Here is a 14,578-nt window from a genome sequence, read left to right as displayed (position 1 = left end):
GTGCAATGCTAGTGCCCGGCCGGATCGGCAGGCGCCGGCACGTCGGCCACCGCCGCGCCACCCGCCGCGCCATCCTGTGCCGGTCCGGCGAACTGTGAACGGTAGAGCTCGGTGTAGAACCCCTCGGCCTCCAGCAGTGCATCATGGGTTCCCTGCTCCACGATCTGCCCGTCCCGCACCACCAGGATGATGTCCGCGTCCCGGATGGTGGACAGGCGGTGGGCAATCACGAAGCTGGTGCGGTCCTGCCGCAGGGCGTTCATCGCCAGCCGGATGGCGATTTCCGTGCGAGTGTCCACGGAACTGGTCGCTTCGTCCAGCACCAGGATGGACGGGTTCGAAAGCCAGGCCCGGGCGATCGTCAGCAGTTGCCGCTGGCCCTGGCTGAGCGCCCCGCCGTCGTACCCGAGCACGGTGTCGTAACCCTCCGGCAGGGACCGGACGAAGTGGTCCACGTGGGTGGCCTGCGCCGCCTCGACAATCTGCTCCTCGGTTGCGCCGGGTGCGCCGTAGGCCAGGTTCTCCCGCACCGTGCCCTCGAACAGCCAGGCGTCCTGGAGCACCATGCCGATGTGTCCGCGCAGGTCCTCGCGGCGGAGCCGGGCAATGTCGATGCCGTCAATGGTGATGCGGCCCGCGTCCACCTCGTAGAAACGCATCAGCAGGTTGACCAGCGTGGTCTTGCCGGCACCGGTGGGACCCACGATGGCCACGGTCTGCCCGGGCTCCGCGGTGAAGGACAGGTTCCGGATCAACGGCGCATCGGGGCTGTAGCTGAAGGAGACGTCTTCGAAGGCCACCCGCCCCCGCACCGCCTTCAGGTGGTCGGGCCGGGAAGGGTCCGGTTCTTGTTCCTTCGCGTCAAGGAGGGCGAACACCCGTTCGGCGGACGCGACGCCGGACTGGAGCATGTTGATCAGCCCGCCAAGCTGTCCCAGCGGCTGGCTGAACTGTCGGCTGTACTGCACGAAGGCCTGCACGCCGCCGATGGACAGCTGCCCGTTGGCGACCTGCAGGCCGCCGACAACCGCCACGGCCACGTAATTCAGGTTCGAGATGAACATCATGGCCGGCATGATGATGCCCGAAACGAACTGGGCGCGGAAGGCGGAGCGGTACAAACGGTTGTTGGCGGGGGCAAAGCCTTCGATGACCCGCTCCTGCTGGCCGAAGGCCTTCACCACGTCCTGGCCGGTGAACATTTCCTCGATATAGCCGTTTACCTCGCCGGTGGACTTCCACTGGGTCTTGAACTCTGCCTGCGAGCGCCGGGCAATGAGGACGGTGACCAGCGCCGAGACGGGCACGGTAATCACGGCGATCAGTGCCAGCAGCGGGGAGATGGAAACCATCATTGCGAGCACGCCCACGATGGTCAGGACCGAGGTGATGATCTGGGTCAGGCTCTGGGAGAGCGTCTGGGCCAGGTTGTCGATGTCGTTGGTGACCCGGCTGAGGACGTCTCCCCGCGATTGCTGCTGGAAGTGGGACATGGGCAGGCGGAACAGTTTGCCGTCGACGTCGCGGCGCAGCCGGTACATGGCGTTCTGCACAATGCGGGCGGTCACCCGTGCCTGGAACCAGCCGAACGCGAAGGCCGCCAGATAGATGCCCAGCACGCCGAGCAGGATCCCCGCCAGCCTGCCGAAGTCCAGTCCCTGCCCCGGGACCACATCCATCGCCGCGAGCATGTCCGCCAGTTCCCGCTCCCCCGAGTCCCGCAGCGCCTGGACCTGTGCCTCCTTGGACATCCCTGCGGGCAGGCCCTGACCGATGAAGCCGTCGAAGATGACGTTGGTGGCCTCCCCGAGGATCCGTGGCGCGCTGACGGCGAGCGCCACGGAGACGACGGCGGCAACCAGTACCGCCGCTACCCGTACCCGGTCCGGTGCCATCAGCGCCAGGATCCGACGGACACTGGCGGCGAAGTTCTCCGGCTTGACGGTTGCGGCAGCTCCCGGGCGTCCCCGTACCCCCGGTGTACTCATGCCACTTCCTCCGCGGTCAGCTGTGAAGCGACGATTTCCCGGTAGGTGTCCGAGGACCCCATCAGCTCCGCATGGGTTCCCTGACCCACGATCCGGCCCTCTTCCAGCACCAGGATCTTCGCGGCGTCGGTAATGGTGTTCACCCGCTGTGCCACGACAATTACCGTGGCATCCCGGGTCTGCGGCTTGAGCGCCGCCCGGAGCCGGGCATCCGTGGCGAAGTCGAGGGCGGAGAAGCTGTCGTCGAAGAGGTAGATGGACGGCCGGACCACCAGGGCCCGGGCAATCGCGAGGCGTTGCCGCTGTCCCCCGGAGAAGTTGGCTCCGCCCTGTTCCACCTGGTGGTCCAGTCCTCCCTCGGCAGTCCGGACGAAGTCCGCCGCCTGGGCGGTCTCCAAGGCTTCCCAGAGTTCGGCGTCGGTGGCGTCCGGCCGGCCGAAGCGCAGGTTCGAGGCGATGGTGCCGCTGAAGAGGTAGGCCCGCTGGGGCACCAGCCCGATACCGCGGCGCAGCGAGGAGAGGGTAACCCCGGCAATGTCCTGCCCGTCGACGGCGATGCTGCCGGACGTGGAGTCGAGCAGCCGCGGGACCAGGTTGAGCAGCGTGGTCTTCCCCGCCCCCGTGGAACCGATGATGGCCGTGGTCTCCCCGGGCAGGGCCTCGAAGCTGAGGTTGAACAGCACCGGATCCTCCGCGCCCGGGTAGCTGTACCCGACGTCGGTAAAGGTGAGCCGTCCGCCGTCGTACGCCAGCGTCCCCGCCCCGGGAGCATCCGCAACGCTGGTACGGGTATCCAGCACCTCGAAGATCCGTTCGGCGCAGACCGCTGCGCGGGGCAGCATCATGACCATGAACATGGACATCATCACCGCCATCAGGATCTGCATGATGTAGGCAATAAACGCCGTAAGTGCGCCGATCTGCATCTGCCCGGCGTCAATCCGGAAGGCACCGAACCAGATCACCGCGACCGTGGCGAGGTTGGCGACCAGCATGGCGGCGGGAAACAGCAGGGCCAGCAGCTGGCTCACCCGCAGCTGCGTGGAGGTGAGGTCCCTGTTCGCCCCGGCGAAGCGTTCCTGCTCGGAGTGCTCCCGGATGAACGCGCGGATGACGCTGATACCCATGATCTGTTCCCGCAGGACCGAGTTGACCCGGTCGATCTGCCGCTGGGCCCGGCGGAACAGGGGAATCAGGCGCTTCAGCACCAGCCCGATCACCAGGAACAGTGCAGGCAGGATCAACAGCAGGATGCCGGAGAGCGGTATGTCCTGGTTCAATGCCAGCAGTACCCCGCCCACTCCCATGATGGGAGCCGAAACCATCATGGTGAAGGTCATCAGCAGGGTCATCTGCACCTGCTGCACGTCATTGGTGGTCCGGGTGATCAGCGACGGCGGCCCGAACAGGCCGACTTCCCGGGAGGAAAAGGTCTCCACGTTGGTGAACAGCGCGGCCCGGATATTGCGGCCGGCGCTCATGGCCACCCGCGAAGCCAGATAGGTGGCCGAAACGGAACACAGGACCTGGCCCGCCGTGACGGCAAGCATCCAGCCGCCCACCTGCATGATGACGCCCGTATCCCCGGTGACCACGCCGCGGTCAATGATGTCCGCATTGAGGGTAGGGAGATACAGCGTGGCGACGGTCTGCAGCAGCTGCAGGAGAACGACGGCGGCCACCGCGCCTTTATAGGGGGCCAGGTTTTCCCGGACCAGCCTCAGAAGCATCCTTGCAACCTACGCCCGTCCGCGAGCGCAGACAATACCCGGGTAAGACTGGTGTCCCGGGGCGATGCCGGGGCCGGATCGCTACACTGGCGGCATGGAGGATCTGGAGAACATCACTATCCGCAGCGTGTCCGTCAGCGAAATGGACAACAACGTCTACCTGCTCACCGGGAAGGCGTCCGGTGCGCAGGTGCTTATCGACGCCGCCGCCGACTTCCCGGCCATCGAGCGGCTGCTGGCCGACGGGGCGCAGGACGCCGCGGTACCGGCGAAGCTGGAACTGGTCATCACCACGCACAGCCACTGGGACCACGTCCGGGCGCTCGCCGAAACGGTGGCGGCCACCGGTGCGAGGACCGCAGCCGGCACGGCGGACATCCCCGACATTGAGGTACCCACGACTGTTCCCCTGGACCACGGGGACACCGGCACGTTCCCCGACTTTGAGCTGGAGGCGATCTCGCTGCGCGGCCACACCCCGGGCTCCGTGGCCCTGCTCTACCGGGACCCGCACGGTCCCGCCCACCTGTTTACCGGGGATTCCCTCTTTCCCGGCGGGCTGGGCAACACGCAGAAGGACCCGGAACGTTTTGCACAGCTGTATCAGGACGTATTCGAACGTGTGTTCGATTATCTGCCGGATGACACCGTGGTGCACCCGGGACACGGGGCCGGCACCACGTTGGGCGCCGAGCGTCCGCACCTGCGGGAATGGAAGGAACGCGGCTGGTAGCTGCCGTGCTCTTCGGAGTTGCTAGGCCTTTTTCCGCCCCACCATAAACAGGCGCCGGAACGGGAAAACGGTTCCCCAGGCCTGCCGCGGATAGGCCTGGCGCAGCAGCGCCGCGTATTCGGTTTCGAAAGCGGCGAAGTCCTCGGCGGACAAGGCGTCGATGACCGGACGCAGGGCGGTGCCGCGTACCCATTCCAGCACCGGGTCCTCACCGGCCAGGACCTGGGCGTAGCTGGTCTCCCAGACATCCGCTTCGAATCCGGCCTCGGTGAAGAGGGCCAGGTAGTCCCCGGGCTCGTCCACGGCGTCGGCATGGCGCAGCACCCCCTCCAGCTTCGGGGCCCAGGCGGCGCTCGCCGCCAGTTCCCGCATCAGCACATGGGAAGGTGCAGTGAAGTTGCCGGGGACCTGCACCGCCAGCCAGGCGCCGTCGTCGAGCTGCTTGGCCCAGCGGCGCAGGAGCTCCTGGTGACCCGGCACCCACTGCAGTGCGGCGTTGGACACCACCACGTCCGTGCCGGGCTCCGGTTCCCAGTCCTCGATCCGGCCCTGTACGAAGTCCAGGTTCGACGGCGCGCCCTCCAATGCGCGGGCCGAGGCGATCATCTCCTCCGAGGAATCGACGCCGGTGACCTGCGCCTGCGGCCAGCGGGCAGCGAGTGCGGCGGTGAGGACGCCCGTGCCGCAGCCCAGGTCCACCACACGCGCGGGAGAAGAAGCAGCTACCCGGGCCGTGAGGTCGAAGAACGGGCGGTCGCGGTGCGAGGAGAACTGTGTGTACTTTTCGGGATCCCATTTCATGGCCCCGAGCCTAGCCGCCGCACCCCGCGGAAAACGGGAGCGGCACGGCCCCGTTAGTCTGGTATGGACATGAAACTTCTTGAGCAGCTTGCCTCCGGCCCGTCCAGCACCCGCACCATCGATCCCGACGAGACCTACACGTCCTTCCTGGAGTGGGTGGAGAGCCGGGGCATGTCGCTGTACCCGGCGCAGGACGAGGCAGTGATGGAGCTGGTGACGGGGAACAACGTCATCCTGGCCACCCCCACCGGTTCCGGCAAGTCCATGGTGGCGATTGCTGCGCATTTCCATGCCATGGCGCACGATGAGCGCAGTTACTACACCGCCCCCATCAAGGCCCTGGTCTCCGAGAAGTTCTTCGCACTGTGCGAGATTTTCGGCGCCGAGAACGTCGGCATGGTCACCGGTGACTCCTCCGTGAACAAGGACGCCCCGATCATCTGCTGCACCGCGGAGATCCTGGCCAACATTGCCCTGCGCGAAGGCCCCGACGCGGACCTGGGCACCGTGATCATGGATGAGTTCCATTTCTACTCGGACCCGCAGCGCGGCTGGGCCTGGCAGGTTCCGCTGCTGGAGCTGCCGCAGGCCCAGTTCCTGCTGATGTCCGCCACGCTGGGCGATATGACCCGGATCGCGAACGAGCTCAGCGAGCTCACCAACCGGGACACCGTCACGGTCTCCTCCGTGCAGCGGCCCATCCCCCTGCATTACTACTACGTGGAGACCCCGGTCCAGGAATCCCTGGAGGAGCTGCTGGCCACCAAGCAGGTGCCGGTCTACGTAGTGCACTTTTCCCAGATCGAAGCCATTGACCGGGCCCAGGCCCTGATGAGCATCAACGTCTGCACCCGCGAGGAAAAGGACAAGATCGGCGAGCTGATTGCCGGCTTCCGGTTCGCTCCCGGCTTCGGCAAGACCCTGAACCGGCTGGTCCGGCACGGCATCGGCGTGCACCACGCCGGCATGCTGCCCAAGTACCGCCGCCTGGTGGAGCAGTTGGCACAGGCCGGCCTGCTTAAGGTCATCTGCGGCACCGACACCCTGGGGGTCGGCATCAATGTGCCCATCCGCACCGTGCTGATCACCGCCCTGTCAAAGTACGACGGCACGCGCACCCGGCCCCTGAAGGTCCGGGAGTTCCACCAGATCGCCGGACGCGCCGGGCGGGCCGGCTATGACACGGCAGGCACCGTCGTCGTGCAGGCACCGGAACACGTGATCGAAAACGTCAAGGCCATGGCCAAGGCGCAGGCGAAGTTCGGTGATGACCAGAAGAAGCTGCGCCAGGTGGTGAAGAAAAAACCGCAGGCCGGCTTTGTGTCCTGGGGCAAGCCCACCTTCGAGAAGCTGGTGGACGGCACCCCGGAGCCGCTGACCTCAAGCTTCAACATCACCCACTCCATGCTGCTGAACCTGCTGGAGCGTCCGGGTGACCCGTTCACAGCGGCCAAGAAACTGCTCACGAACAACCACGAGACCCGGTCCTCCCAGCTGGCCCTGATGAAGAAGGCCCTAAGCATCTACCGGGAACTGAAGACCGCCGGCATTGTCGAAGTGCTGCCCGAGCCCGACGCCGACGGCCGCACCGTCCGCTTGAAGGTGCACCTGCAGCCGAACTTCGCCCTCAACCAGCCGTTGTCCCCGTTTGCCATGGCCTCCCTGGAGATCCTGGATCCGGACAGCCCGTCCTACGCACTGGACGTGGTCTCCGTGATCGAGGCGATCATGGAAAAGCCCCGACAGGTCCTCTCCGCCCAGGAGAAGAAGGCCCGCGGCGAAGCGATCGCCGCCATGAAGTCCCAGGGCATCGAGTACGACGAGCGGATGGCCCTGCTGGAGGAAGTCACCTATCCGCAGCCGCTGGCGGAACTGCTGGAGCAGTCCTTCGAGGTGTACCGCTCCGGTGCACCCTGGCTGGGCGAGTTCGAACTCAGCCCCAAGTCGATTGTCCGGGACATGTACGAGCGGGCCATGAGCTTCGGCGAGTACGTGCAGTTCTACTCGCTGGCGCGCTCGGAAGGCGTGCTGCTGCGCTACCTCTCGGACACCTACAAGGCACTCCTGCACACCGTGCCGCCGGAACGGCTCCGCGAAGATCTCGAAGACATCATCGAGTGGCTCGGCGAACTGGTCCGCCAGACCGATTCCTCGCTGCTGGACGAATGGGAAGAGCTGACCAACGGCATCAACCCCGACGCCTCGGATGAACCGGTGCTTCCGCCGGTTCCGGACCGGCTGACCGCCAACGTACGGGCCTTCCGGGTCATGGTGCGCAACGAGATGTTCTCCCGGGTGAAGCTTTTTGCGGACGAGGATGACCGCGCCCTTGGAGAGCTCGACGGCGACGCCGGCTGGGACGCCGACCGCTGGGCGGAGGTCCTGGACGCGTACTTCGAGGAACACGAGGACATCGACGACGGACCCGACGGCCGCGGCCCGAACCTGCTGATCATCAAGGAACTCCCCGGCAAATGGGAAGTCCGGCAGATCTTCAAGGACCCGGCCAACCACCTGGACTGGGGCATCACCGCGGAAGTGGACCTGGCCGCCTCGGATGAAGCCGGCAGCCCCGTCATCAAGGTGATCACCGCCGGACGCCTGGATTAGGCTGGGCAGCATGCAGATCCGTCCCGCGCGTCGAGAAGACGTTCCCGTCATCCTCGAGCTGATCCATGACCTGGCCGTCTACGAAAAAGAGCCGCACGCGGTAAAAAACACCGTGGAGGCCCTGGAAGCGAACCTCTTCGGAGAGCACCCGGCCATCTTCGCCCACGTGGCGGTGGAGCACGGAGCGATACAGGGCTTTGCCCTCTGGTTCCTGAACTACTCCACCTGGGAGGGTGTGCACGGCATCTACCTGGAGGACCTCTATGTCCGCCCCGAGGCCCGGGCCGGGGGCATCGGCAAGGCACTGCTGCGCACGCTGGCGGAAATCGCCGTCGAACGCGGCTACGCCCGTGTGGAGTGGTGCGTACTGAACTGGAACGAACCGTCCATCGCGTTCTACAAGTCCCTTGGTGCGCTCCCGCAGGATGAGTGGACCACGTTCCGGCTCACCGGGGACGCGCTGGCCTCCTTCGGTGCCTCCCCGGAGGAGGCGAAGTGACGGCGGCCGTTCCGCACACGGCCTCGCGCACCTACCCAGTCCGCGGCATGAACGTGACGGACCACTGGTTCACGGTGCCGCTGGACCACGCGGTTCCGGACGGTGAGACCATTACCGTCTTTGCCCGCGAATACGTCGACGCCGAACTGCCCGCGGCCGAAGCGCAGGAGTTGCCGTGGCTGCTGTACCTTCAGGGCGGCCCTGGCGGCAAGGGCAACCGGCTGCTGCAGTTCGGCGGCTGGACGAAGGCTGCGTCCAAGCACTTCCGGATCCTGATGCTGGACCAGCGCGGGACCGGGCTCTCCACTCCGGCGGACCGGCAGACCCTGCCGCGCCGCGGAGACGCCGCGGCGCAGGCGGAGTATCTCACCCATTTCCGGGCCGATTCGATTGTGGCCGATGCCGAGCTCATCCGGCAGGCCCTGGGCTCGGGTCCGTGGAGCACCTACGGGCAGAGCTACGGCGGCTTCTGCACCCTGACCTACCTCTCCTTCGCCCCCGAGGGACTGCGCGAATGCCTCGTTACCGGCGGACTGGCCCCCTTGACGGGGCCCGCGGACCGGGTCTACGAGGCAACCTTCCGGCGGGTGGCGGCACGCAACGCAGAGTACTTCGGGCGCTACCCGGAAGACCGGGAGACCACCACTCGGATTGCCCGGCACCTCGAGTCGGTCCCGGAGTTCCTGCCCTCCGGGGAGCGGCTGACCGTGCGTCGTTTCCAGATGGCCGGGTCTTATCTGGGCGGCAACACCCGGGTGGACGGGCTGCATTACCTGCTGCAGGAAGCCTTCGTTCCCACGCCGGACGGCGAACGCCTCTCCGATACCTTCCTGGAGGCCGTCCACGGGCTGGTCACCCGTGCCCCGAATCCGCTGTACGCGGTGATGCACGAGTCCATCTACGGCCAGGGCGAAGCCACCAACTGGGCCGCGGAGCGCGTCCTGAAGTCCTTCCCTGAGTTCGAACCCACGGCCCCGGAACCGCTCTTCACCGGTGAGATGGTCTACCCCTGGTACTTCGACGAGGATCCGGCGCTCCTCCCGCTTCGGGACACGGCAGAACTGCTGGCCCGGAAGCCGGACTGGGATCCCCTCTACGACACCGCTCAACTGGCGCGCAACGCCGTGCCCGTGGCCGCCGCCGTCTACACGGACGACATTTACGTGGACCGGGAGCTGTCCATGGAGACGGCAGGCGCCGTGAAGGGACTGCAGGTCTGGCAAACCGCCGATTTCCACCACGACGGAATTGCGGACGACGGCGAGGCTATCTTCAACCGCCTGCTGGGCATGGTCCGTGGCAAGGACGCGTAGGGTCCAAAGAGAAAGGCAGGTCACCGGCGTACCGGGGACCTGCCTTTGTTGTCTTGGTGGCCGCTACAGCGGACGGTCAGCGAGTTTCCGGACCCATTCCGGGGTGGGCTTGCCGAGCTTGCGGTCGGTGGTGAGGCGGAGCCGTGCGGCCCGGATCTGCACCCGTTCGCGGTCCCGATCGCGTTCGGCCTGATCGGCGGGGACCTTAGAACCGCGTGCCAGCGGCAGTGCTGCTGTTGTCATCGTCAGCCTCCTCCGTTCCGGGTGCGCTCGTGATGTTTTCATTCTGGCTCATATCGCCGGTCGAGTCCACTATCGCAGTCAGCGGGCGTGCCCACGCAATGCTGATGATGGCCGCTTCCTCGGTTCCGGCAAGGTCACTCTGGGCCAGCAGGTCCAGGACGCCCAGTCCTGTCTCCTGCCGGCGGGGATCATCCGACAGGGAGGCTTCGATGGCCCACTGGGCACGGGTCCACCATTCCGAGCGTTGATCCGCCTTCCGGCGCTGCTCCAGTGTCTTCCAACCCACGAAGAAGGTCAGGGCGCCGGCGAGCAGGACCGCCAGCGGGCCCAGGGCAGCGAGGATTTCCCACCAGGGTGCGCCGCCGGGAAGAACTGACGCAGCCGCCCCCGGCGGCGGGGTGGGTGGCGGAGAGAACATATCCACACCTTAGCCGCCGCCTGTGACACTCCCGGACACCAGGTGCTGCTACTGGCCGGTTGTCCGGTCGCCCGCCCAGAACGCGTAGGCGGACAACGTCAGGCCGTCGGCTATCTCTCCTGCCCCCATCAGGGCCGGGACGCTGTCCACCGGTACCCAGCGGAATTCATCTATTTCACCGTCGCGGGTGAGCGGCTCCGCGGACCGGTCCACGGTGGCCGCGACAACCACTGCATGGCCCTGCAAGAGAGAGCTGTCTGCCCACACGGACCCCAGTACCCGGAAGCGGGTACCCTGCAGTCCGGTTTCCTCTTCAAGCTCGCGCGCTGCGTCGTGGACGGCCCGGTCCGGTCCGGAGCCGGCGGGGCTTCCGAACCCCCTCGGAAACTCGAGGAAACTGCGCCCGGCTGCAGGCCGCCAGTGCTCCACCATGGCAAAGTGGCCGTCGGCCTCCGCGACGATGACCACGCCGGGGGTGCCGTGTTCCGCAACAAGCCGGTGCTGCAGCCAGGACCTTCCGTTGCGGGAGACATCTTCGGTCCACAATTCAAGGCTTGGCGGCCCGGACCAGGCATACACCAGGCGCTGGCCCGGGTGAGGCTCCGGCATCACCGCGGGACCGCCGGGAAGTGGATATGTGCTCTCATTTTCTTCTTTCGCGTTGCGTGCAGCTCGGTAAACTCCACCAGGGGGACACCCAGGACAACAGTCGCTATGGCTGAACCGACGCCGGCGAGCAGGTTGGAGAAAAAGCCCGCCGTCAAGGTGCCGACGACCGCCGGGAGGAGCGTCAGCGCAATCCTCGTCCACATGGCTTTCCGGTCCTCCCCCAGGCTGACCGCGGCATTCGATCTGGCGACGGCATAGGCAAGCGCGTCGGATGTTTTCTGGCTTGGCCGAGTCTGCCAATCGTGGATGGCTGACCGGGCCTGATGCCGCAGGACTGCGTAGACCTGCGGCGGCATATCGTGGAGGGTAGCCACCAGGCTCCCCTGGAACTGGATAGTCTCACCTCCGCTCAGGCCCCGTCCGCGGCGCTGTGCCTCCTGCATTACGGTGTCCTCGCGGAACCGGAGCCAGTTGGTCTCGTGCTGCTCAGCCATGGCGTCGAAATACGCGCCCATCCACCAGTCCTGCAGAAGCGTCGCGTTGCCGGCCAGTTGGGGCGCTTTTGCGTCAAGGTAGGACAGTGCGGCAGTCCGGATCACGGTTTCCGACAGGAACTGCACGGCGGCGTCGGCTTCCGGTTCCGAAGCGCGGAGTTCCCGTACGACGGCGGCCCGCCGGGACAATGCTCCCCTCAGGTCGAATGATTCCCGGGTCCTTTCACGGACACGTATCTGATCTGCGGCAGCTTCGGCAAACCATGCTTCCCAGGCCCGGGCGAGCCGGGCGAATTCTCCCGTGGGCGCCTGGACATGCTGGTCTGCATCCATGCCTTCCCAGGCAGCCTGCAGCTCGGCCGCCACCGTCCGGGCGACCTCGGACGCCGGGCAGCTGCGAAGCCTGGCACTGCTCCTGGCATGCAGCGCGGCCGCCAACGGGCGCGGCGCTTTCCAGAACATCGCCAACGAAGAAAACTCGAACTCCGCCAGGACCGGACTCAACGGGTTTGCGCCCAGCAGGAGGAAACGCAGGCTCTCTTCCAAGGACGGCTTCCGCGCCACGACCGAGAACGTCTGGTCGAAGGAACCGGTGCGCGCGAGGAGCGTCCGGACAGCGTCGGGGCCCCGATCCAGGAAGAAGGCGCCGTCGAGCAGCTGCACATCCAGCAGGAGAATCTCCCGGCTCAGCAGGTCGGCTGCGCGCAGCATGCCCGGGAAGGACACCCGGTTTTCCGGTGTGGGGGCCACATCCGGGTCGGCAAAGAGCGCCTCGTCGGAGACCAACGAACGAAAGGTGTTCTTTTGCTCCACAGTGTCGAAGTCGAAAACCAGGGTCCGCTTCATTTGGAGCGGTTGTGAGCCACCAGCGTCAACCACGGTGTTGCCCTGCTTCCGGTAGGTTCGTCCGGCGTGCGTTTCCTCCCGGCTCAGTCATCCTGCAACCATAAGCGCGGTCTGGGCGATGGCTGAAATCATTCGGCGACGATTTTATTGCTGCATCCCGGCAACCCGCATCCCGCCTAGGCGTGCCCGGCGGCCTGCATCTGCCGCAGTTCCTTCTTCAGGTCCCCCACCTCGTCGCGGAGCCGGGCGGCCAACTCGAACTGCAGCTCGGCGGCAGCGGCATGCATCTGCTCGGTCATGGACGCGATCAGGCTGGTGAGGTCCTCGGCGGGAGCCGCAGCCAGGCCGTCCTTCCGGACCCCCTTGCCCTTGCCCTTCGTCTTCTGCTTGGCCGCCTCTGCCAGGAGAGCCTTGGTGTCGGCATCCTCGCGGGCCAGCTGGTCGGTGATGTCCGCGATCTTCTTGCGCAGCGGCTGCGGGTCCACACCGTGCTTCTTGTTGTACGCAACCTGGATTTCGCGCCGGCGGTTGGTCTCATCGATGGCCTTGGCCATGGAATCGGTGATCCGGTCCGCATACATGTGCACCTCGCCCGAAACGTTACGGGCAGCACGGCCGATGGTCTGGATCAGCGAGGTGGAGGAGCGCAGGAAGCCCTCTTTGTCGGCGTCGAGGATGCTCACCAGCGACACCTCGGGAAGGTCGAGGCCCTCTCGAAGCAGGTTAATGCCGACCAGCACATCGAAGGTGCCCATCCGCAGTTCCCGAAGCAGCTCCACACGGCGCAGCGTGTCGACGTCGGAGTGAAGGTATTCCACCTTGACCCCGTGCTCCAGCAGATAGCCGGTCAGGTCCTCGGCCATCCGCTTGGTCAGCGTGGTCACCAGGACGCGTTCATCCCGTTCGGTCCGGGTGCGGATTTCACCCAGCAGGTCATCGATCTGGCCCTTGCTCGGCTTGACCACCACCTGCGGATCCACCAGGCCGGTGGGCCGGATGATCTGCTCCACGAAGCCGTCCGACTTGGACAGCTCGTACTTGCCCGGGGTGGCGGACATGTAGACGGTCTGGCCGATCCGTTCCAGGAACTCGTCCCATTTCAGCGGCCGGTTGTCCATTGCAGAGGGCAGCCGGAAGCCGTGGTCCACCAGGGTGCGCTTGCGGGACATGTCGCCCTCGTACATGGCACCGATCTGCGGAATGGTGACGTGGGATTCGTCCACCACCAGCAGGAAGTCGTCCGGGAAATAGTCCAGCAGGCAGTGCGGGGCAGTGCCCGGACCGCGGCCGTCGATATGCCTCGAGTAGTTCTCGATGCCGTTGCAGAAGCCCATCTGCTGCATCATTTCCAGGTCATAGGTGGTCCGCATCCGCAGCCGCTGGGCTTCCACCAGCTTGTTCTGCGATTCCAGTTCCTTCAGCCGCACCTGCAGCTCGTCCTCGATCTGGCGGATGGCCCGGTGCATCCGGTCCTCGCCGGCCACGTAGTGCGACGCCGGGAAGACGTACATCTCCGTCTCTTCGTGGATAACGTCCCCGGTCAGCGGATGCAGGGTGTAGATGTTCTCGATCTCGTCGCCGAAGAATTCAACGCGGATCGCGTTCTCTTCGTACATCGGAATAATTTCCACAGTGTCGCCGCGCACGCGGAAGGTGCCGCGGTGGAAGTCCATGTCATTGCGGACGTACTGCATCGCTACGAAGCGGCGCAGCAGGTCATCGCGGTTCATCTGCTGGCCCCGGCGCAGGGTCACCATTGCTTCGATGTACTCTTCCGGGGTGCCCAGGCCGTAAATGCAGGACACCGTCGCCACCACAATCACGTCACGCCGGGTCAGCAGGGCGTTGGTGGCCGAGTGGCGCAGGCGTTCGACTTCCTCATTGATCGAGGAGTCCTTCTCAATGAAGGTGTCCGTCTGCGGGACGTAGGCTTCCGGCTGGTAGTAGTCGTAGTAGGAAACGAAGTACTCCACCGCGTTGTTGGGCAGCAGCTCCCGGAACTCGTTCGCCAGCTGGGCAGCCAGCGTCTTGTTCTGGACCATCACCAGTGTGGGCCGCTGCACCTGCTCCACCAGCCAGGCCGCCGTCGCGCTCTTACCGGTACCTGTGGCGCCCAGGAGGACAACGTCCTTTTCGCCGGCTTTGATCCGCTCGGCGAGTTCCTTGATGGCGGTGGGCTGGTCACCGGCGGGCTTGTAGTCACTGATGACCTCAAACGGTGCCACGACTCTCTTGATGTCCTGCGCAAGACTCATGCCTATAAAACTACTCCGGTCCGCGGACAGCTGTGGTCC

12 protein-coding genes are annotated in these 14,578 nt (G+C 65.9%); 4 read left to right on the top strand and 8 right to left on the bottom strand.

The features are described 5' to 3' along the window. Positions 1-8: 8 nt before the first annotated feature. Positions 9-1,988, bottom strand: a complete 1,980-nt coding sequence (locus tag N2K99_RS08345) for an ABC transporter ATP-binding protein (protein ID WP_227933484.1) — start codon at positions 1,986-1,988, stop codon at positions 9-11. Beyond that, complete coding sequence (locus tag N2K99_RS08340; protein ID WP_227933483.1) at positions 1,985-3,718, bottom strand: ABC transporter ATP-binding protein; 1,734 nt, start codon at positions 3,716-3,718, stop codon at positions 1,985-1,987. Before N2K99_RS08340 ends, N2K99_RS08345 begins: the two co-directional genes overlap by 4 nt. A 94-nt stretch (positions 3,719-3,812) precedes the next feature. Here N2K99_RS08340 and N2K99_RS08335 point away from each other — a divergent pair, with 94 nt between their 5' ends. Continuing rightward, entirely contained in the window at positions 3,813-4,451 is a 639-nt protein-coding gene (locus tag N2K99_RS08335; protein ID WP_227933482.1) for an MBL fold metallo-hydrolase, read from the top strand. A 21-nt stretch (positions 4,452-4,472) separates the two neighbouring features. Here the strand turns inward: N2K99_RS08335 and N2K99_RS08330 are convergent, their stop codons facing one another. After that, positions 4,473-5,252: a trans-aconitate 2-methyltransferase gene (locus tag N2K99_RS08330; protein ID WP_227921758.1), complete on the bottom strand. Its 780-nt coding sequence runs from the start codon at positions 5,250-5,252 to the stop codon at positions 4,473-4,475. Between the two features lie 69 nt (positions 5,253-5,321). Between N2K99_RS08330 and N2K99_RS08325 the strand changes: the two genes are divergently transcribed. Genes N2K99_RS08325 through N2K99_RS08315 form a run of 3 tightly spaced genes read left to right on the top strand, consistent with a single transcriptional unit; the run spans position 5,322 to position 9,674 of the window. Then, positions 5,322-7,862 (top strand): RNA helicase, encoded by a 2,541-nt coding sequence (locus N2K99_RS08325; RefSeq protein WP_227933537.1) that lies wholly within the window; start codon positions 5,322-5,324, stop codon positions 7,860-7,862. A gap of 10 nt (positions 7,863-7,872) precedes the next feature. Continuing rightward, a complete protein-coding gene (locus N2K99_RS08320) occupies positions 7,873-8,361 on the top strand; it encodes a GNAT family N-acetyltransferase (protein ID WP_227921759.1) in 489 nt (162 codons plus the stop codon). A 47-nt stretch (positions 8,362-8,408) separates the two neighbouring features. Further along, positions 8,409-9,674 carry an alpha/beta fold hydrolase gene (locus tag N2K99_RS08315; protein WP_227933536.1) on the top strand — a complete coding sequence of 422 codons (1,266 nt, stop codon included), beginning with the start codon at positions 8,409-8,411 and terminating at the stop codon, positions 9,672-9,674. 63 nt (positions 9,675-9,737) lie between these two features. Here the strand turns inward: N2K99_RS08315 and N2K99_RS08310 are convergent, their stop codons facing one another. From N2K99_RS08310 to uvrB, 5 genes are all read right to left on the bottom strand, one after another. After that, complete coding sequence (locus N2K99_RS08310) at positions 9,738-9,917, bottom strand: hypothetical protein (protein WP_227921760.1); 180 nt, start codon at positions 9,915-9,917, stop codon at positions 9,738-9,740. Next, entirely contained in the window at positions 9,880-10,335 is a 456-nt protein-coding gene (locus N2K99_RS08305) for a hypothetical protein (RefSeq protein WP_227933481.1), read from the bottom strand. Before N2K99_RS08305 ends, N2K99_RS08310 begins: the two co-directional genes overlap by 38 nt. A gap of 48 nt (positions 10,336-10,383) precedes the next feature. Beyond that, entirely contained in the window at positions 10,384-10,944 is a 561-nt protein-coding gene (locus N2K99_RS08300) for an NUDIX hydrolase (RefSeq protein WP_227933480.1), read from the bottom strand. Further along, positions 10,944-12,284 (bottom strand): hypothetical protein, encoded by a 1,341-nt coding sequence (locus tag N2K99_RS08295; protein WP_227933479.1) that lies wholly within the window; start codon positions 12,282-12,284, stop codon positions 10,944-10,946. Before N2K99_RS08295 ends, N2K99_RS08300 begins: the two co-directional genes overlap by 1 nt. Before the next feature lie 176 nt (positions 12,285-12,460). Beyond that, positions 12,461-14,539, bottom strand: coding sequence for an excinuclease ABC subunit UvrB (gene uvrB / locus N2K99_RS08290; protein ID WP_227921769.1), 2,079 nt, complete (start codon positions 14,537-14,539; stop codon positions 12,461-12,463). Positions 14,540-14,578: the final 39 nt, after the last annotated feature.

Origin of the sequence: Arthrobacter sp. zg-Y1110, from assembly GCF_025244865.1 — a bacterium.
GTDB lineage: Bacteria > Actinomycetota > Actinomycetes > Actinomycetales > Micrococcaceae > Arthrobacter_B.
Note: the sequence above shows the minus strand (reverse complement) of the source record. Positions and strands in the feature narration are given on the sequence as shown.